This is a genomic window from Streptomyces sp. NPDC006733 (assembly GCF_040636125.1).
Taxonomy (GTDB): domain Bacteria; phylum Actinomycetota; class Actinomycetes; order Streptomycetales; family Streptomycetaceae; genus Actinacidiphila.
The window spans coordinates 1-17,937 of sequence record NZ_JBEYJD010000030.1; the positions used below are offsets into that span (position 1 = coordinate 1).

A 17,937-nucleotide genomic window follows, 5' to 3' on the forward strand; every position below is an offset into this window, starting at 1 on the left:
GTCTGGTGCGTGCGATCGCAAGGCGGAGGAGGGAGTCCATGCGGAGCATCGGCGACCGACGACAACGCCGCGAGCGTGCGTGCCAGACCCCGCCGGCCAGACGAGGATGTGAAGACACGACCTAGAACGCGCGCCGCGTTCCGGCGGAGGGCCGGGTCCAGGATCATGGACCCGGCCCTCCGCCATGTGCGGGACCGCCGCGAGCCGGGTCCCGGACGCACCGTCCTTGACCGGGTGGATAGGCTCCATCTGCCGAGCACGCAGCCGTACGGCCGGGGCCGACGGACGCGGCGCACGGCGGGGAACGGCCACCACGGGGTGTGGTCCGGGGATCCGGGCCAGGAGGGGGACAGCGCATGAGCGAGCAGTCGACCGGGTACGCGGGGACGGCGGTCGCGGACGGGCCGCCGACCGGGGAGATGGTGGTCGTCGAGGACCTGCGCCGCACCTACGGCAGCGGGGAGACCGCCGTGCACGCGCTGCGCGGGGTCTCCTTCCGGGTGCCGCGCGGCGAGCTGGTCGCCCTCAAGGGCCGCTCCGGCTCCGGGAAGACCACGATCCTCAACCTGGTGGGCGGTCTGGACACGCCCGACGGCGGCCGGATCACCCTGGACGGCACCGACCTGGCCGGTCTCGGGGACAGCGGTCTGCTGGCGCTGCGCCGCGACCGCATCGGCTTCGTCTTCCAGTCCTTCGGACTGATCCCGATCCTCACCGCCGCCGAGAACGTCGGCGTCCCGATGCGGCTGCGCAAGGTGCCGCCGCGCGAGCGCGAGGAGCGCGTGGCGCTGCTGCTGTCGCTCGTGGGCCTGTCCGACCACGCCGCGCAGCGCCCCGGCGAGCTGTCCGGCGGCCAGCAGCAGCGGGTCGCCATCGCCCGCGCCCTGGCCAACCGGCCCGTCCTGATCATCGCGGACGAGCCGACCGGCCAGCTCGACGCCGACACCGGCGTCGCCGTCATGGAGCTGCTGCGCGCCGTGGTCCGCAGCGAGGGCGTCACCGCCCTCGTCGCCACCCACGACGCCCAGCTGCTGGCCCTGGCCGACCGGGTGCTCGAACTCCGCGACGGTCGGATCGTCGAGGAGGAGTAGCACCGGAGCCGGCGCCAGGGGTTCAGGCGCCGACGACCACCTTGTGGTCGGCGGTGAAGGGCCGGCCCGCGACCAGCTCGGACGGGGTGCCGTCCGGGCCGACCGGGACATCGCCGATCAGGGTGACGCGGTGCAGGCGGCGCTCGACGTCGAGGTGCTCGATGTCGCGCGGCGCGAGGTGCGCGGTGGCGCGGTTGTCCCAGAAGGCCACGCTGCCCGGCTCCCAGCGGAACCGCACGGTGTACTCGGGCCGGGTGATCTCCTCGTAGAGCAGGTCGAGCACGGCCCGGCTCTCGCGCGGGGTGACGTCCACGAGGTGGCTGGTGAAGCCGGGGTTGACGAACAGCGCGCGCTCGCCGGTCTCCGGGTGCACCCGCACCACCGGGTGCACGGCGACGAGCAGGTTGTCGTTGATCCGGCGGGCGTACTCGCTGTTGCCCTCCGTCCGCTCCGCACCCCCGTAGCGGTGCTCGGCGCGCAGCGTGTCGACGAAGGCGCGGACGGGCGCGGACAGGCCCTCGTACGCGGCGACCAGGTTGGTCCAGGTGGTGTCCCCGCCGAACTCCGGGACGGACTCGGCGCGCAGGATCGAGCCGGCCGGCGGGTTGACGGCCGCGGTGACGTCGGTGTGCCAGCCCGCGAAGTAGCTGTACTGGCGCTTGCGCACGGCCTCGCGGAAGCCCGCGCCGTACCGCTCCTCGTAGCGGCGCGGGTCGATGGTGAAGATCTCCGGGTGGTCCTCCGGCGGGGCGTCGTCGTGCGGGTGGGCGTAGGTCAGCTCGCCGAACTGCCGGCCGAAGGCGATCTGCGAGCCGTGGTCGAGCTCCTGGCCGCGGAAGAAGACCACCTTCCAGCGGTGCAGCGCCTCCTTGATCAGCAGCAGGTCCTCCTCCGCGAGCGGCAGCGAGAGGTCCACGCCGGAGATGTCGGCGCCGGTGTGGCCGGAGGCGGGACGGACGGTGACAGCCATGGTGATCAGCCCTTCGTCAGCTGGGGGTCGGGGTTCGCAGGAAGGGGCGCCCGGGTGGGCGGGCGCATCAGCGCTCCCCGTCGCCCGGGCGGGCGAGAACGGTGTTGTACGCGGTGTCGTCACCGGTGAGCGCGCGGCTGTGCGAGCCGTCCACGGCGACCGGCGCGTCACCCGCGAGGGTGATCCGCTGGACCCGGCGCGGCAGGGTCCCGTAGTCGGCCACCGCGTAGTGCTGGGTGGCGCGGTTGTCCCAGAACGCCACGTCCCCGGGCGCCCACCGCCACCGCACGGTGTTCTCCAACTCCGTGACGCGGCCCTGCAGCAGCCGCAGCAGGTCGCGGGAGTCGTCGCCGTTCCAGCCCACGAAGCGGCGGACGAAGCCGCCCAGCACCAGGACGCGTTCGCCGGTCTCGGGGTGCACCCGCACCACGGGGTGCTCGGTCTCGTACGGGGTGGAGGTGAAGACCTCGCGCTGCCTGCGGGCCTCGTCGGTGTCGTCGGCCGGCTTGTAGGCCGCGTAGTCGTAGCTGTTGGAGTGCACCGCCCACAGCCGGTCCGCGAGCTCGCGCAGCTCGGCGGGGAGGTCGGTGTAGGCGGTCGTGGTGTTGGCCCACACGGTGTCACCGCCGTAGGGCGGGATGGTGACCGCCCGCAGGATCGAGCCGAGCGGCGGGTGCTGGACGAAGGTGACGTCGGTGTGCCAGTGGTTGGCGCGTCCCGCGGTGCGCCCGTAGTCGAGGTCCAGGACGGCGGGGGAGCCGTCCAGGGCGGGGATCGTCGGGTGGGCGGTGGTCGGCGTGCCGAAGCGGCGGGCGAAGCGCTCGTGCGCGGCCTGGTCGAGGTCCTGGCCGCGGAAGAACACGACCTTGTGCTCCAGCAGCGCGGCGCGGATCTCGGCGATCGTTCCGGCGGACAGGTCGGCGGCGAGGTCCACGCCGCTGATCTCGGCGCCGATGTTCCCGGCGACCTTGGCGACGTCGAGCACGGTCCGGGTGGGTGCGGTCATGGCGAAGCAGCTCCAACTCATGGGTGGGCACGGTGGGCGGGGCGGAACCGGCCGCCACGGGGGCGCGGAGCGCCGGGGATCTGCGAACCGGCCCCTCGTGGGGGCGGGAAGCGGGATCAGGCGCCGGGAAGGCGGCGCGGATCAGGCGCGGGGCGCGGTCGCCCGGTCAGCGCGTGCGGCCGGCGGGACCGGCGAGGGGGGCGCGACCGGCGGTGCCGGTGGAGCCGGTGGAGCCGGTGGGACGACAGCCGAGACCGGCGAAGTGGTGGGCACGGAAGGCGTTGACCGTCTCACGTCCGGCGGCCTCTCGCGCCGCTGCCCTACCTGTCGCGTCCATGGGTCGATTCTCCCCGGACCCCGGCCCGCCCGGCAATGATTTGCGACGCGGTGGAAGAAACCCCGGCGGCGCCGGGGCCCCGGCGCCGCACCGGCTACGCCGACCGCGCGGTGCGCAGTTCCATCGGCCGCCGGTAGACCGCGTCCAGCACCACGGCCCCGGCTGCGACCGCGAGCACCTGCTCCCCGAAGGTGGTGGGGACCACCGCCTTCTCCGGGTCCGCGCACAGGTGGGAGTGCGCGGCCACCTCCTCGTAGAGGTCGGGCAGCAGCTCGGGGAAGTGCACCGCCGCGGCCTCCGCGACCACCATCACCTCGGGGTTGATCACGTCGAGCAGCAGGGCCGCGGCCCTGCCCACCGTGCGCAGCCGCTCACGCAGCATCAGCACCGCGCCCGCGTGGCCGTCGCGGGCCCGCGCCAGCAGCAGCCGGAAGTCCGGGACGGGCACGATGCCGGCCGCGAAGGCCCGCTGGGCCAGCCGCAGTTCCGACACCGCCTCCTGGAGGCAGCCGGTCCGGCCGCACGCGCACCGCTGCCCCGCCGCGCCCAGCGGCAGGTGCGCCACGTCGCCCGCGCCCGACCGGCGGCCGCGCAGCACGCTGCCGCCCGTCGCGATCGCCGCGTCGACCACGTTGCCGACGAAGAGCTGCACCAGTTCCTCGCGCCCCACGCCCGCGCCGAACATCAGCTCCGCCTGCGCCAGCGCCCGCGCGTGCCCGTCGACGTGGACCGGCAGCCGGGTCGCCGCGGTCAGCACGCTGCGCACCGGGACGTCCCGCCAGCCCAGCGGGGCGTGCTCGACGACGGTGCCCTGCTCGCTGTCGACCCAGCCGCCGGTCACCACGCCCAGGCCGAGGACGGAGCGCCCGGCCGCGTGCCGGTGCAGGAAGCCCGGCAGGTGGCCGCGGATCCCGCCCAGCACGTCCGCGACCGACCCGTCGTGCGGCAGCCGCTCCTGGGCGGTGACCCGCCCGCGCAGGTCCACCACGGCGAAGGTGGTGTGCGGCAGGGCGATGTGCACCCCGCAGACGGCGTGGTGGGCCGGGTCGACGTCCACCGGCACCTGGGGCCGGCCGGCGCGCGGCGGGCCGTCCGGCGGCGGCAGCTCGCGCAGCAGCCCGAGCCCGATCAGCTCGGCGGTGTGCCGGGAGACGGCGGCCGGGCTCAGCCCGGTGGCCCGCGCCAGCGCGGTCCTGGCCACCGGTCCGCCCCGCAGCACGGCCCGCAGCACCGCCCCGGTGGCGCCGCCCTCGCCGCCGCGGCCGACGGCCGGCGCGGGCACGGACGGCAGGGCGACGAGCCACGGCGGGCGGGTGGTGGAGGGCATGCGCCGATGCTCGCCGCAGGGGCGCGGGAGGTCAACGAACGGGCGTTACGTCCGTATGGCAGTCCTGCGAACTCGGTCCGGGGCCCTCATCCGGGCCTGGGGGTGGGCTTCGGGGGTTAAGGCGCCGTCAAGGTACGCCCGCCCGGCGACCCCGGTCCCATATGTCCTCTTCGGTCGTTCTAAGGTCGAGTCAAGCGCCGCACGTCCGACCGGGCGGCGGGCGGATCCGAGCGGAACGATGGGGCCATGGCACGCGGCAGACTGCGCATCTACCTCGGGGCGGCCCCCGGCGTGGGCAAGACCTACGCCATGCTCTCCGAGGCGCACCGGCGCACCGAGCGCGGCACCGACGTGGTCGTCGCGTTCGTCGAGCACCACCGGCGCCCGCGCACCGAGGTGATGCTGCACGGCCTGGAGCGGATCCCGCGCCGCACCCTGGAGTACCGCGACGCGGAGTTCACCGAGATGGACGTGGACGCGGTGCTCGCGCGCCACCCGGCGGTCGCCCTCGTCGACGAACTGGCGCACACCAACGTGCCCGGCTCGCGCAACGCCAAGCGCTGGCAGGACGTCGAGGAACTGCTCAGCGCCGGGATCGACGTCGTGTCGACGGTCAACATCCAGCACCTGGAGTCGCTGGGCGACGTGGTGGAGTCGATCACCGGCGTCCGGCAGCGGGAGACGGTGCCCGACGAGGTGGTGCGCCGCGCCGACCAGATAGAGCTGGTCGACATGTCGCCACAGGCGCTGCGCCGCCGGATGGCGCACGGCAACATCTACGCCTCCGACAAGGTCGACGCGGCGCTCTCCAACTACTTCCGGCCCGGCAACCTCACCGCGCTGCGCGAACTGGCGCTGCTCTGGGTCGCCGACCGGGTCGACGAGTACCTCCAGGAGTACCGCGCCGACCACCGGATCTCCGCCGCCTGGCAGGCCCGCGAGCGCATCGTCGTCGGCCTGACCGGCGGCCCCGAGGGCAGCACCCTGATCCGCCGGGCGGTGCGGATGGCCGCCAAGGGCTCGGGCAGCGAGATCCTCGCCGTGCACGTCGTCCGCAGCGACGGGCTGGCCTCGGGCTCCGCCAAGGAGCTGACCGCCCAGCGGACCCTGGTGGAGGACCTCGGCGGCTCGTTCCACCACGTCGTAGGGGAGGACATCCCCGAGGCGATGCTCGACTTCGCCCGCGGGGTCAACGCCACCCAGATCGTGCTCGGCACCAGCCGCCGCAAGGCCTGGCAGTACGTGCTCGGCCCCGGCGTCGGCTCCACCGTCGCCCGCGAGGCCGGCGACATCGACGTCCACATCGTCACCCACGAGCACGCCGCCAAGGGCCGCGGCCTGCCCTCCGCGCGCGGCGCCGGGCTGGGCCGCTCCCGGGTGGTGGCCGGGTGGCTCACCGGGGTGCTCGGGCCCGTCCTGCTGGCCCTGCTGCTCACCGGGTGGCACCCCGGGATGAGCCAGGCCACCGAGATGCTGCTCTTCCTGACCCTCACCGTCGCGGCGGCCCTGGTGGGCGGGTTGTTCCCGGCGCTGGCCGCGGCGTTCGCCGGCTCCCTGCTGCTCAACTACTACTTCACGCCGCCCACCCACTCCTTCACCATCGCCGAGCCCGAGAACATCATCGCGATCGTGATCTTCGTGGTGGTGGGTCTGGCGGTGGCCTCCGTGGTGGACCTCGCGGCCCGCCGCACCCAGCAGGCCGCCCGGCTGCGCTCCGAGGCCGAGATCCTGTCGTACCTGGCCGGCAGCGTGCTGCGGGGCGAGAGCTCGCTCGACGCCCTGCTGGAACGGGTCCGCGAGACGTTCGGCATGGACTCGGTGGTGCTGCTGTCCCGGGACAGCGACCACGCCGCCTGGTCCCAGGAGGCCGGCGTCGGGGAGCGCCCCTGCACGCGCCCGGAGGACGCCGACGTCGAGGTGCCGGTCAGCGACCGGCTCTCGCTGGCGCTCACCGGCCGCGTGCTGCCCGCCTCCGACCGCCGGGTGCTCTCCGCCTTCGCCGCGCAGGCGGCCGTCGTGATGGACCGGCGGCGGCTGGAGGGGGAGGCCGAGCAGGCCCGCGAGCTGGCCGAGGGCAACCGCATCCGCACCGCGCTGCTCGCGGCCGTCTCCCACGACCTGCGGACGCCGCTGGCCGCCATCAAGGCGTCGGTGTCGTCGCTGCGCGCCGACGACGTCGCCTGGTCCGACGAGGACGAGGCCGAGCTGCTGGCCGGGATCGAGGACGGCGCCGACCGGCTCGACCACCTGGTCGGCAACCTGCTCGACATGTCCCGCCTGCAGACCGGGACCGTCACCCCGCTGATCCGGGAGATCGACCTCGACGAGGTGGTGCCGATGGCGCTGGGCGGCGTCCCCGAGGGCAGCGTCGTCCTGGACATCCCGGAGAGCCTGCCCATGGTGGCCGTCGACCCCGGACTGCTGGAGCGCAGCGTCGCGAACGTCGTCGAGAACGCCGTGAAGTACAGCGCGCCCGGCTCCCCGGTGGTGGTGGCCGCCAGCGCGCTGGGCGAGCGGGTGGAGCTGCGGGTCGTCGACCGCGGCCCCGGGGTGCCGGAGACCGCCAGGGACCGGATCTTCGAGCCCTTCCAGCGCTACGGCGACGCCCCGCGCGGCACCGGCGTGGGCCTGGGCCTCGCGGTCGCCCGCGGCTTCGCCGAGTCCATGGGGGGCACGCTGGTCGCCGAGGACACCCCCGGCGGCGGCCTGACGATGGTCCTCACCCTCCGGGCCGCCCTCGGCGGCCGCCCGGCCCGCCCCGACCTGCCGGCCGGGGCCACGTCGTGAACGAGAAGAGGAACTCCATGCACCGGGTGCTCGTGGTGGAAGACGAGCCGCAGATCGTGCGCGCGCTCGTGATCAATCTGCGGGCCCGCAAGTACGAGGTCGACGCCGCCCACGACGGCGCGACCGCGCTGGAGCTGGCCGCCGCCCGCCACCCGGACGTGGTCGTTCTGGACCTCGGCCTGCCGGACATGGACGGTGTCGACGTGATCCGGGGGCTGCGCGGCTGGACCCGGGTCCCGATCATCGTGCTGTCGGCCCGCCAGACGTCCGACGAGAAGGTCGAGGCGCTCGACGCCGGCGCGGACGACTACGTCACCAAGCCGTTCGGCATGGACGAGCTGCTCGCCCGGCTGCGGGCCGCCGTCCGCAGGGCGGCGCCCGGCGGGCCCGAGGACGGTGCCGCGACCGTGCAGACCGCGACCTTCACCGTCGACCTGGCGGCCAAGAAGGTCCACAAGGGCGGCGCGGACGTCCGGCTCACGCCGACCGAGTGGCACCTGCTGGAGGTCCTGGTGCGCAACACCGGGCGGCTGGTCGGCCAGAAGCAGCTCCTGCAGGAGGTGTGGGGGCCCTCGTACGGCACCGAGACCAACTACCTGCGGGTCTACATGGCGCAGCTGCGCCGCAAGCTGGAGGCGGACCCCGCGCACCCGCGGCACTTCATCACCGAGCCGGGCATGGGCTACCGGTTCGAGAACTGACCGGTCCGGGCCGGACCGGTATCCACGGGGACAGCCCTCGCCCAGGGGGCGGCAACCCGCGTCCACGGGGCGGAGATCGCCCGTTCGGCGTACCGGGCGGCTTGCCGGCCGGGCCCGGTACGCTGGGGACATGAGTGGTGCCACCCGTTCGGACCGACCCACCGGCCGTTTCCGGCGCATGATCGACCGGCTGTCGTCCTCCCAGGAGGAACTGCACTCCGAGGAGCTGCAGAAAGACGCCCTGTCGGTCGGCTGCACGCGCATATGCGACTGCGGAGACCGGCAGATCGTCACGGTGACCGGTAGTCTGCGCACGGTCACCCTGCGACCACGGGCCGGAGTGCCCGCGCTGGAGGCGGAGCTGTTCGACGGTTCCGCCGCCCTGGACGTGGTGTGGCTGGGACGCCGCAGCATCAACGGGATAGAGCCGGGCCGCAAGATCATCGCGTCGGGCCGGATCTCGATGAACCACGGCCGTCCCGTCCTGTTCAATCCCAAGTACGAACTGCGTCCGGTCGGACAGGAGTAGTCGGTGGCGTCGATCGACAAGCAGACAGAGGACCTCCGGGCCGAGGAGGAGGTGGACGGCGATTCCCGAGCGATCACCGAGGCCGCCCTCTTCGAGGCGTTCGGCGGCATCCGGGGCATGGTGGAGACCACCGTGCCCGGCCTGGTCTTCGTCCTGATCTACACGATCAACAGGGACATCCACATCGCGGCCATCGCCGCGCTCAGCCTCTCCGTGCTGCTCGGGCTCGCCCGGCTGGCCCGCAAGGACACCCTCAAGCACGCCTTCAGCGGCGTCTTCGGGGTGGCCTTCGGCGCGGTCTTCGCGATGATGTCCGGCGATGCCAAGAACTTCTACCTGCCGGGGATGCTGTACACCCTCGGCCTGGCGGTCGCGTACATCGCCACCGCCATCGCGGGCGTCCCGCTGCTGGGCCTGATCCTCGGCCCGGTCTTCAAGGAGAACCTGTCCTGGCGCAAGCGCAACCCGGGCCGGCTGCGCGCGTACACCAAGGCCAGCTGGGCGTGGGGGCTGATCCTGCTCGCCAAGTCGGCGATCCTGTTCCCGCTGTACTGGTGGGGCGACGCCACGCAGCTCGGCTGGGTCAAGGTCGCGCTCGGCATCCCGCCGATGCTGCTCTCGGTCTACCTGACCTGGATCTTCCTGTCGAAGGCTCCGCCGCCGATCAACGTGATCGCCGAGATGGAGGCCGAGGAAGAGGCCAAGAAGGCCGCCGCGGCGTCCTGACGGCCGCTGCCGTTCCCGTCCTTCCCGCTCACGACGACGGGCGCCCCCGACCATCCCGGTCGGGGGCGCCCGTCGTCGTGTCCGGCCCTGTCAGGCCTCCCGCTGCACGGAGAGCAGGTCCTCCAGCTGCTCCTCGCGGTGCGGTGCGGCGACGAACAGCAGCTCGTCACCGGCCTCCAGCGCGTCGTCCTTGGACGGCGTGAGCACCCGGTTGCCCCGGATGATCGTCACCAGCGAGGTGTCCTGCGGCCACTCCACGTCGCCGACGCGGGTGCCGACGAGCGCGGCCTCCGGCGGCAGCGTGAGCTCCACCAGGTTCGCGTCGCCCTGGCTGAAGCGCATCAGCCGCACGAGGTCGCCGACGCTCACGGCCTCCTCGACCAGCGCGGACATCAGCCGCGGGGTCGAGACGGCGACGTCGACGCCCCAGGACTCGTTGAAGAGCCACTCGTTCTTGGGGTTGTTCACGCGGGCGACGACCCGCGGGACCCCGTACTCGGTCTTGGCCAGCAGCGAGACGACGAGGTTGACCTTGTCGTCACCGGTGGCGGCGATGACCACGTTGCAGCGCTGCAGCGCCGCCTCGTCCAGCGAGGTGATCTCGCAGGCGTCGGCGAGCAGCCACTCGGCCAGCGGGACCCGCTCCACCGAGATGGAGGTGGGATTCTTGTCGACGAGCAGGACCTCGTGCCCGTTCTCCAGCAGCTCGCCCGCGATCGAGCGGCCGACCGCGCCGGCTCCGGCGATGGCGACTCTCATCAGTGCGCCTCCTCAGGGCCCTTGGCGCACGCGGCCTCGACCTCGGCGACTCCGTCGGTGCGCATCATCACGTGCACCAGATCGCCTTCCTGCAGCACCGTCTGGGACGACGGCAGCATGGCCTCGCCCAGCCGGGTGAGGAATGCCACACGGACCCCCGTCTCGTCCTGCAGCTTGCTGATCTTGTGACCCACCCAGGCCGGCGAGGTGTGCACCTCGGCGAGTTGCACACCGCCGCTCGGGTCGCGCCACAGCGGCTCCGCGCCCGAGGGCAGCAGCCGGCGCAGCATCTGGTCCGCGGTCCACCGCACGGTGGCCACGGTCGGGATGCCGAGGCGCTGGTAGACCTCGGCACGCCGGGGGTCGTAGATCCGGGCGGCCACGTTCTCGATGCCGAACATCTCCCGGGCCACCCGGGCCGCGATGATGTTGGAGTTGTCGCCGCTGCTGACCGCCGCGAAGGCGCCCGCCTCCTCGATTCCGGCTTCGCGAAGCGTGTCCTGGTCGAACCCGACACCGGTCACCCGGCGCCCGCCGAACCCGGATCCCAGGCGGCGGAACGCCGTCGGGTCCTGGTCCACCACCGCGACCGTATGACCTTGCTGTTCGAAGGATTGCGCAAGAGTGGAACCCACCCTTCCGCAGCCCATAATCACGACGTGCACGCCCGTCCTTCCGGCTGTCAACATGTGTGGCCGTACCTGGTAAGCGTCTCAGACCGCGCCCAAAGCTACACACGCTCGCACCCCAGTGGGAGGTTGCGGACGGCCGGAGCGGGACTTTGCCTTCTCTTAGGAGGGTGGCGGTCGCATCCGCGTAGTGCTCAGCGCTTACCATCCTCTCCGTGCCCAAACTGACTGACCTGCCGAAACGGATCTTGATCGGCCGCGCCCTGCGCAGCGACAAGTTGGGAGAGACCCTCCTCCCCAAGAGGCTCGCGCTTCCGGTGTTCGCCTCAGACCCCCTCTCGTCGGTCGCCTACGCGCCCGGCGAGGTGCTGCTGGTCCTGTCGATCGCGGGCGCTTCCGCCTACCACTTCAGCCCGTGGATCGCGGTCGCGGTCGTCGTGCTGATGTTCACGGTCGTGGCCTCGTACCGCCAGAACGTGCACGCCTATCCCTCCGGGGGAGGTGACTACGAGGTCGCCACCACCAACCTCGGGCCGAAGGCCGGTCTCACCGTCGCGAGCGCGCTGCTCGTCGACTACGTGCTGACCGTCGCCGTGTCCGTCGCCTCGGGCATCGAGAACCTCGGCTCGGCCGTGCCGTTCTTCGCCACCCACAAGGTGCTGGGCGCGGTCAGCATGATCTTCCTGCTGATGGTGATGAACCTGCGCGGCGTGCGCGAGTCCGGGTCGATCTTCGCGATCCCGACATACGCCTTCGTCGCCGGCGTCTTCTGCATGATCCTCTGGGGCTGCTTCAAGATCGCCACCGGCGCCTCCATGGAGGCGCCCACCGCGCACTACACGATCCACGCCGAGGTCAGCGGTATCGGCGGCTTCGCCCTGGTCTTCCTGCTGCTGCGGGCCTTCTCCTCCGGCTGTGCCGCGCTCACCGGCGTCGAGGCCATCAGCAACGGCGTCCCCGCCTTCCAGAAGCCCAAGTCCAAGAACGCCGCCACCACGCTCGCCGCCATGGGCGTGCTCGCCGTCACCATGTTCTGCGGCATCATCGCGCTGGCGATGTACACCAACGTCCGGATGGCCGAGAACCCGGCGACCGACCTGCTGGTCGACGGCAAGCCGGTGGGCGCCGGCTACACCCAGGACCCGGTCATCGCGCAGGTCGCGGAGGCCGTCTTCGGGCACAACTCGATCCCGTTCATCTTCCTGGCCGCCGTCACCGCGCTCGTGCTGTTCCTGGCCGCCAACACCGCGTACAACGGCTTCCCGGTCCTCGGCTCGATCCTCGCCCAGGACCGCTACCTGCCGCGCCAGCTGCACACCCGCGGCGACCGGCTCGCGTTCTCCAACGGCATCGTGGTGCTGGCCGGCTTCGCCGCCGTCCTGGTCTACATCTACGGCGCCGACTCGACCCGGCTGATCCAGCTCTACATCGTCGGCGTCTTCGTGTCGTTCACGCTCAGCCAGATCGGCATGGTCCGGCACTGGAACCGCCACCTGCGCAGCGAGACCGACACCGCCAAGCGCCGCCACATGTTCCGTTCCCGCGCGATCAACACCTTCGGCGCCTTCTTCACCGGCATGGTGCTGATCATCGTGCTGCTGACGAAGTTCACCCACGGCGCCTGGGTCGCCGTCCTCGGCATGGTGCTCTTCTACGCGATGATGACCGCGATCCGGCGCCACTACGACCGGGTCTCCGAGGAGATCGCGGCGGGCGAGGAGCGCACCGACGAGGAGGTGCGCCCGTCCCGGGTGCACTCGATCATCCTGGTCTCCAAGGTCCACAAGCCGACGCTGCGCGCGCTGGCCTACGCCAAGCTGATGCGCTCCGACACCCTCGAAGCGCTCAGCATCAACGTCGACCCGGCCGACACCAAGGCGCTGCAGGCCGACTGGACCCGGCGCGGCATCGACGTGCCGCTCAAGGTCCTGGACTCGCCCTACCGCGAGATCACCCGGCCGATCATCGAGTACGTCAAGGGCCTGCGGCGGGCCAGCCCGCGCGACGTGGTCAGCGTCTACATCCCCGAGTACGTCGTCGGCCGCTGGTACGAGCACCTGCTCCACAACCAGAGCGCCCTGCGGCTCAAGGGCCGGCTGCTCTTCACCCCCGGCGTCATGGTGACCTCGGTGCCGTGGCAGCTGGACTCCTCCGAGCGCGCCAAGGTCCGGGCGCGCAAGCGCGCCGACTGGAACGCGCCCGGCGCGATCCGCCGCGGCCCGGTCAGCGCCCCGAAGCGGGACAAGGAGCACACCGGCCAGAAGTAGGCCGTCAGGCGGGAGGTGCGGCGGGACGTAGACTGGTGAGCTGCCGTTCTACGGTCCCGCCCGCACCACCCCGCCGCACCACCACCCGCAGGAGCCTGTTCATCATGCAGAACCGTACGAAGGAACAGGCCGACGAGCTGGTCGGGGAGCGCTACGAGGTCGAGGTCGGCCCCGTCGCGCACGGCGGCCACTGCATCGCCCGTCACGAAGGACGGGTCCTGTTCGTGCGGCACGCCCTGCCCGGTGAGCGCGTCGTCGCCAAGGTCACCGAGGGCGGCCCGGACTCCAAGTTCCTGCGCGCCGACGCCGTGGAGATCCTCCAGGCGTCCCCAGACCGCGTCCCGGCGCCCTGCCCGTACTCCGGCCCCGGCGCCTGCGGCGGCTGCGACTGGCAGCACGTCGCCCCCGGCGCCCAGCGCCGGCTCAAGGTCGAGGTCATCACCGAGCAGCTCAGCCGCCTCGCGGGCCTCAGCCCCCAGGAGGCCGGCTGGGACGGCACCGTCGAGCCCGCGCCCGGCGACAAGGGCGCCGAGGGCAAGGTGCCCGCCTGGCGCACCCGTGTGCAGTTCGCCGTCGACGGCGAGGGCTACGCGGGGCTGCGCCGCCACCGCTCGCACGAGATCGAGCGGATCGACCAGTGCCTGATCGCGGCGCCCGGCGTCACCGAGCTGGGCATCGAGACCCGCGAGTGGCCGGACACCGCCTCCGTCGAGGCGATCGCCGCGACCGGCTCCAACGACCGCCAGGTCATCGTCACCCCGACCCCCGAGGGCCGGCTGCCGATCGTCGAGCTGGACCGCCCGGTCTCGGTCGCCCGCGTCGACGAGCAGGGCGGCGTGCACAAGGTGCACGGCCGCGGCTTCGTCCGCGAGCGCGCCGTGGGCCGCACCTGGCGGGTCGGCTCCGGCGGCTTCTGGCAGGTCCACCCGCAGGCGCCCGACCTGCTGGCCGCGGCGGTCCTGGACGGCCTCCAGCCGCGCGACGGCGACACGGCCCTCGACCTGTACTGCGGCGTCGGCCTCTTCGCCGGCGCGATCGCCGAGAAGGTCGGGGAGACCGGCGCGGTGCTCGGCATCGAGTCCGGCAAGCGCGCGGTCGAGGACGCCCGGCACAACCTGGCCGACCTGGACCGCGTCCGGATCGAGCACGGCAAGGTCGAGACGGTCCTGCCGCGCACCAAGATCACCGAGGCGGACCTGATCGTCCTCGACCCCCCGCGGGTCGGCGCCGGCAAGTCCACCGTCAAGCACCTCGCCTCCCTCGGCGCCCGCCGCATCGCCTACGTCGCCTGCGACCCGGCGGCCCTCGCGCGCGACCTCGCCTACTTCGCGGAGTTCGGCTACCAGCCGGTCTCGCTGCGCGCCTTCGACCTCTTCCCGGTCACCCACCACGTCGAGTGCGTGGCGATCCTCGAACCCGTGGCCAAGGCTCGCTGACCCTTCCCCGCGGCGGTGACGCCTCGGGCCGGTCGTGGCGGGGCGGTCGCGGCGTGTCGGTTGCGGCGGAGCAACTCGTTCCGGTGCAGTGCGCTGCGGGGCGGTGTGCCGGAATGCGCCGGGCCGGGCGGGGCGGCACAGTGGGGACCGTCGTCCCCGCCCCGGGGGACCCTGGCCGAGGAGCTGCGGATCGTGGCGAAGGACAAGAAGCTCGAAAAGGGTGACCAGGTCTCCTGGAGCAGCCACGGCCAGACGGTGCCGGGCAAGGTGAAGAAGAAGATCACGGGACGCGCAGAGGTGGCGGGCCGTACCGTCGACGCCTCGAAGGACGAGCCGCAGTACGAGGTCGAGAGCGACACGTCCGGCCGCAACGCCGTCCACAAGCCGGAGTCGCTGCGCAAGAGGAGCGGCGGCTCGTGAGCGGCAAGGACGACGACGGCCGCCGGGAGACGCCACCGGCACGCCGAGCAGCGGCTCTCGGGCGACATCGAGGACACCCGCCGGCGGTACTCCCTCATGGACCGGGGCCACGACCCGGTGGCGTGGCGGACCCGGCGTGACGGACCCGAGGACGGAGCGCTCGGGATGAGCGAGGAAGAGCCGAGCGCGGAGCCCGGCACCACCCACTGGCTCTTCGGCGACCAGCTCGGTCCGCACTTCGCGGACCCGGCGCGGGGCGGGCCGCGTCCCGACGCCCCGCTGCTGATGATCGAGGCCCGCAGCGTCCTGCGGCGGCGCAGGTTCCACCGCGCCAAGGCCCACCTGATCCTCTCGGCGATGCGCCATCGGGCCGCCGAGCTGGGCGACCGCGTGCACTACGTCAAGGCGGACACCTACCGGCAGGGGCTGCGCGAGGCGGTGGGGGACGGGCCGGTGACCGTGCACCATCCCACCTCCCACGCGGCTCTCGCCCTCGTCCGCGCGCTGCCGTCCGTCCGTATCCTGCCGGCGCGCGGGTTCCTCGTGTCGCACGACGAGTTCACGCACTGGGCGGACGGCCGGGGCACCAGGCGCCTCCGCCAGGAGGACTTCTACCGGTGGGTCCGCCAGACGCACGAGCTGCTGATGGACGGCGAGCAGCCCGCCGGCGGGCGCTGGAACCTGGACCACGACAACCGGCAGCCGCCGCCGCGCGGCGCCACCGAGTTGGGCGTTCCGGCGCCCTACCGGCCCCGGGAGAGCGACATCGACGCCGAGGTGCGCGCCGACCTCGACCGCTGGTCGCGCGACGGGGACGTGACGTTCGTCGGCGAGGACGCGCCCCGCGCGTTCCCCGCCACGCGCCGGGAGGCGCTCGCCGCACTGCGCCGCTTCCTCGAACACCGGCTGGCCACGTTCGGCGCGAACGAGGACGCGGTGCTCGCCGGGGACCCCGTGATGAGCCACAGCCTGCTCTCCTCGTCGCTCAACCTCGGCCTGCTGGACCCCGCCGAGGTGGTGGAGAAGGCGGAGGCGCGCTGGCGGTCGGGCGACACGCCGCTCAACAGCGCCGAGGGGTTCGTGCGGCAGATCGCCGGATGGCGCGAGTTCGTCTGGCACACCTACTGGTACTTCGGCGAGCGGTACCGCGCGAGCAACGCCCTCGGCCACCACGCTCCGCTGCCCGACTGGTTCACCGAGCTGTCCCCGGACGGAACGGACGCGAACTGCCTGTCCCACGCTCTGGACCAGGTCAGGGCCATGGGCTGGACCCACCACATCCCCCGTCTGATGATCCTGGGCAGCCACGCGCTGCAACGGGGGTGGGAGCCGCAGGCCGTCACCGACTGGTTCCACCGCAGCTTCGTGGACGGCTACGACTGGGTGATGCTCCCGAACGTGGTCGGCATGTCGCAGTACGCGGACGGCGGCCGCATGACGACCAAGCCCTACACGTCCGGTGGCGCGTACATCGACCGCATGACCGATTTCTGCGGCCCCTGCCGGTACAAGCCGTCGGTCCGGGTCGGCGAGGACGCCTGCCCGTTCACCGCCGGGTACTGGAACCTGCTGCACCGGCACCGCGACCGGTTCGAGCACAACGCGCGCATGACGCAGGCGGTGCGGGGTCTGGACCGGCTCCGCGATCTCGAAGAGCTGCTGGAGCAGGAGCGAGGCCGCGAGGACTGAGATCCTTGGGCAGGCGGCAGGCGGCAGGCGGCAGGCGGCAGGCGGCAGGTGGCAGGCGCCGGGCGGAGAGGGAGTACACGTGGAGCAGTCAGCGTCGGGGCACGCCCCGGGCGGGCCCGAGCAGCAGGCGCTGTTCGGGTGGGCGGAGACCGAGCCGGCGCGGGCGGCCGTGCCGCAGCCGTTCCGGGACAGTCCGCAGGCTCACCGGCTGCTCGACGTGCGGGAGGTCTACGCGGAGCGGGCGGCGCTCGACTCGCCGCGCGGCCAGGAGATCATGGCGCGGCTGCCCGGAGCGCGGGTGACGGAGGTCGCGAGCCACTGGCGGATCCCCTCCCTGCACGGCAACGACGGCAACGTCGGCCGGTGGGTCCGCATCAAGACCGAGACGCTCGTCCTCGGGGTGAAGCACTCGCTCACGACGCGCCCCAACGGCAGGTCGGCGGACTGGATCGCCCCCGGCACGTCCAACGGCTGCGCGATGGCGTGCGTCTACTGCTACGTCCCCCGCCGCAAGGGGTTCGCGAACCCCATCACCCTGTTCACCAACATCGAGGCGATCGTGGCGCACATCGGGCGCCACGTCCGGGCCCAGGGCCCCAAGCCGGAGCCGAACCAGTGCGATCCCCAGGCCTGGGTCTACGACATCGGCGAGAACGGCGACTGCTCCGTCGACGCCCTGATCTGCGACAACACGGCTGACCTGGTGGCCGCGTTCCGCGTCCTGCCGACGGCGAAGGCCTCCTTCGCGACCAAGTTCGTCAACCCCGACCTGCTCGCCCTCGACCCGCAGGGGCGCACCCGGGTGCGCTTCTCCCTGATGCCGGCCGACGACGCGAAGCTGCTGGACATCCGCACCAGCCCGATCCCCGAGCGGATCGCCGCGGCGGCCGACTTCGTCGATGCCGGGTACGAGGTGCACTTCAACCTCTCACCCGTCGTCCTGCGTCCGGGATGGGAGCGGGACTGGGCGGACCTGTTCACCCACCTCGACGACGTCCTGCCCGCCCGCGTGAAGCAGCAGGCGGCGGCCGAGATCATCATGCTCACCCACAACCAGGCCCTCCACGAGGTCAACCTGGGCTGGCACCCCCGCGCCGAGGAGCTGCTCTGGCAGCCGTCCGGCCAGGAGACCAAGCGTTCCCAGAACGGAGCCCTCAACGTCCGCTACGCCCACGACGTCAAACAGCACTCCCTGCGCCGCATCCGCCAACTCCTGGAAGCCCACGCGCCGTGGCTGCGCGTCAGGTACGCCTTCTGACGCTG

At 72.7% G+C, this 17,937-nt stretch carries 16 protein-coding genes; 10 read left to right on the forward strand and 6 right to left on the reverse strand.

All coding sequences use genetic code 11. From position 1 onward, the window contains the following. The first annotated feature begins 356 nt into the window (after positions 1-356). Positions 357-1,091, forward strand: a complete 735-nt coding sequence (locus ABZ721_RS25185; protein WP_358790957.1) for an ABC transporter ATP-binding protein — start codon at positions 357-359, stop codon at positions 1,089-1,091. 22 nt (positions 1,092-1,113) lie between these two features. Here the strand turns inward: ABZ721_RS25185 and ABZ721_RS25190 are convergent, their stop codons facing one another. The 4 genes from ABZ721_RS25190 to ABZ721_RS25205 all read right to left on the reverse strand — a co-directional run bounded on the left by ABZ721_RS25190 (position 1,114) and on the right by ABZ721_RS25205 (position 4,731). Next, positions 1,114-2,061 carry a TauD/TfdA family dioxygenase gene (locus tag ABZ721_RS25190; RefSeq protein WP_358790958.1) on the reverse strand — a complete coding sequence of 316 codons (948 nt, stop codon included), beginning with the start codon at positions 2,059-2,061 and terminating at the stop codon, positions 1,114-1,116. A 67-nt stretch (positions 2,062-2,128) separates the two neighbouring features. After that, complete coding sequence (locus tag ABZ721_RS25195; protein ID WP_358790959.1) at positions 2,129-3,067, reverse strand: TauD/TfdA family dioxygenase; 939 nt, start codon at positions 3,065-3,067, stop codon at positions 2,129-2,131. A gap of 166 nt (positions 3,068-3,233) precedes the next feature. Beyond that, a complete protein-coding gene (locus ABZ721_RS25200; RefSeq protein WP_358790960.1) occupies positions 3,234-3,404 on the reverse strand; it encodes a hypothetical protein in 171 nt (56 codons plus the stop codon). Positions 3,405-3,498: 94 nt separating this feature from the next. Next, entirely contained in the window at positions 3,499-4,731 is a 1,233-nt protein-coding gene (locus ABZ721_RS25205) for an ROK family transcriptional regulator (protein WP_358790961.1), read from the reverse strand. A gap of 246 nt (positions 4,732-4,977) precedes the next feature. On the opposite strand from ABZ721_RS25205, the gene ABZ721_RS25210 reads away from it, so the two are divergent. From ABZ721_RS25210 to ABZ721_RS25225, 4 genes are all read left to right on the forward strand, one after another. Next, on the forward strand, positions 4,978-7,518 hold the full coding sequence (locus tag ABZ721_RS25210; protein WP_358790962.1) for a sensor histidine kinase KdpD: 2,541 nt from the start codon (positions 4,978-4,980) through the stop codon (positions 7,516-7,518). 17 nt (positions 7,519-7,535) lie between these two features. Next, on the forward strand, positions 7,536-8,219 hold the full coding sequence (locus ABZ721_RS25215) for a response regulator (RefSeq protein ID WP_358791050.1): 684 nt from the start codon (positions 7,536-7,538) through the stop codon (positions 8,217-8,219). A 130-nt stretch (positions 8,220-8,349) separates the two neighbouring features. Beyond that, positions 8,350-8,748, forward strand: a complete 399-nt coding sequence (locus ABZ721_RS25220) for an OB-fold nucleic acid binding domain-containing protein (RefSeq protein ID WP_358790963.1) — start codon at positions 8,350-8,352, stop codon at positions 8,746-8,748. 3 nt (positions 8,749-8,751) lie between these two features. Continuing rightward, complete coding sequence (locus tag ABZ721_RS25225) at positions 8,752-9,474, forward strand: DUF3159 domain-containing protein (RefSeq protein ID WP_358790964.1); 723 nt, start codon at positions 8,752-8,754, stop codon at positions 9,472-9,474. A 90-nt stretch (positions 9,475-9,564) separates the two neighbouring features. Here ABZ721_RS25225 and ABZ721_RS25230 read toward each other — a convergent pair whose 3' ends face one another. Beyond that, positions 9,565-10,233, reverse strand: a complete 669-nt coding sequence (locus ABZ721_RS25230) for a TrkA family potassium uptake protein (RefSeq protein ID WP_358790965.1) — start codon at positions 10,231-10,233, stop codon at positions 9,565-9,567. Next, complete coding sequence (locus ABZ721_RS25235) at positions 10,233-10,898, reverse strand: TrkA family potassium uptake protein (RefSeq protein WP_358790966.1); 666 nt, start codon at positions 10,896-10,898, stop codon at positions 10,233-10,235. Before ABZ721_RS25235 ends, ABZ721_RS25230 begins: the two co-directional genes overlap by 1 nt. Before the next feature lie 179 nt (positions 10,899-11,077). Here ABZ721_RS25235 and ABZ721_RS25240 point away from each other — a divergent pair, with 179 nt between their 5' ends. The 5 genes from ABZ721_RS25240 (at position 11,078) to ABZ721_RS25260 (ending at position 17,932) form a co-directional block, all read left to right on the forward strand. Continuing rightward, positions 11,078-13,129 (forward strand): APC family permease, encoded by a 2,052-nt coding sequence (locus ABZ721_RS25240; RefSeq protein WP_358790967.1) that lies wholly within the window; start codon positions 11,078-11,080, stop codon positions 13,127-13,129. Positions 13,130-13,233: 104 nt separating this feature from the next. Next, the gene (locus ABZ721_RS25245) at positions 13,234-14,565 is read left to right on the forward strand and encodes a class I SAM-dependent RNA methyltransferase (RefSeq protein ID WP_358790968.1); all 1,332 of its coding nucleotides are present in this window, start codon (positions 13,234-13,236) and stop codon (positions 14,563-14,565) included. Positions 14,566-14,757: 192 nt separating this feature from the next. Next, the gene (locus ABZ721_RS25250; protein ID WP_358790969.1) at positions 14,758-14,985 is read left to right on the forward strand and encodes a DUF2945 domain-containing protein; all 228 of its coding nucleotides are present in this window, start codon (positions 14,758-14,760) and stop codon (positions 14,983-14,985) included. A gap of 165 nt (positions 14,986-15,150) precedes the next feature. Then, positions 15,151-16,674, forward strand: a complete 1,524-nt coding sequence (locus ABZ721_RS25255) for a cryptochrome/photolyase family protein (protein ID WP_358790970.1) — start codon at positions 15,151-15,153, stop codon at positions 16,672-16,674. Between the two features lie 130 nt (positions 16,675-16,804). Further along, positions 16,805-17,932 (forward strand): spore photoproduct lyase family protein, encoded by a 1,128-nt coding sequence (locus tag ABZ721_RS25260; protein ID WP_358791051.1) that lies wholly within the window; start codon positions 16,805-16,807, stop codon positions 17,930-17,932. Positions 17,933-17,937: the final 5 nt, after the last annotated feature.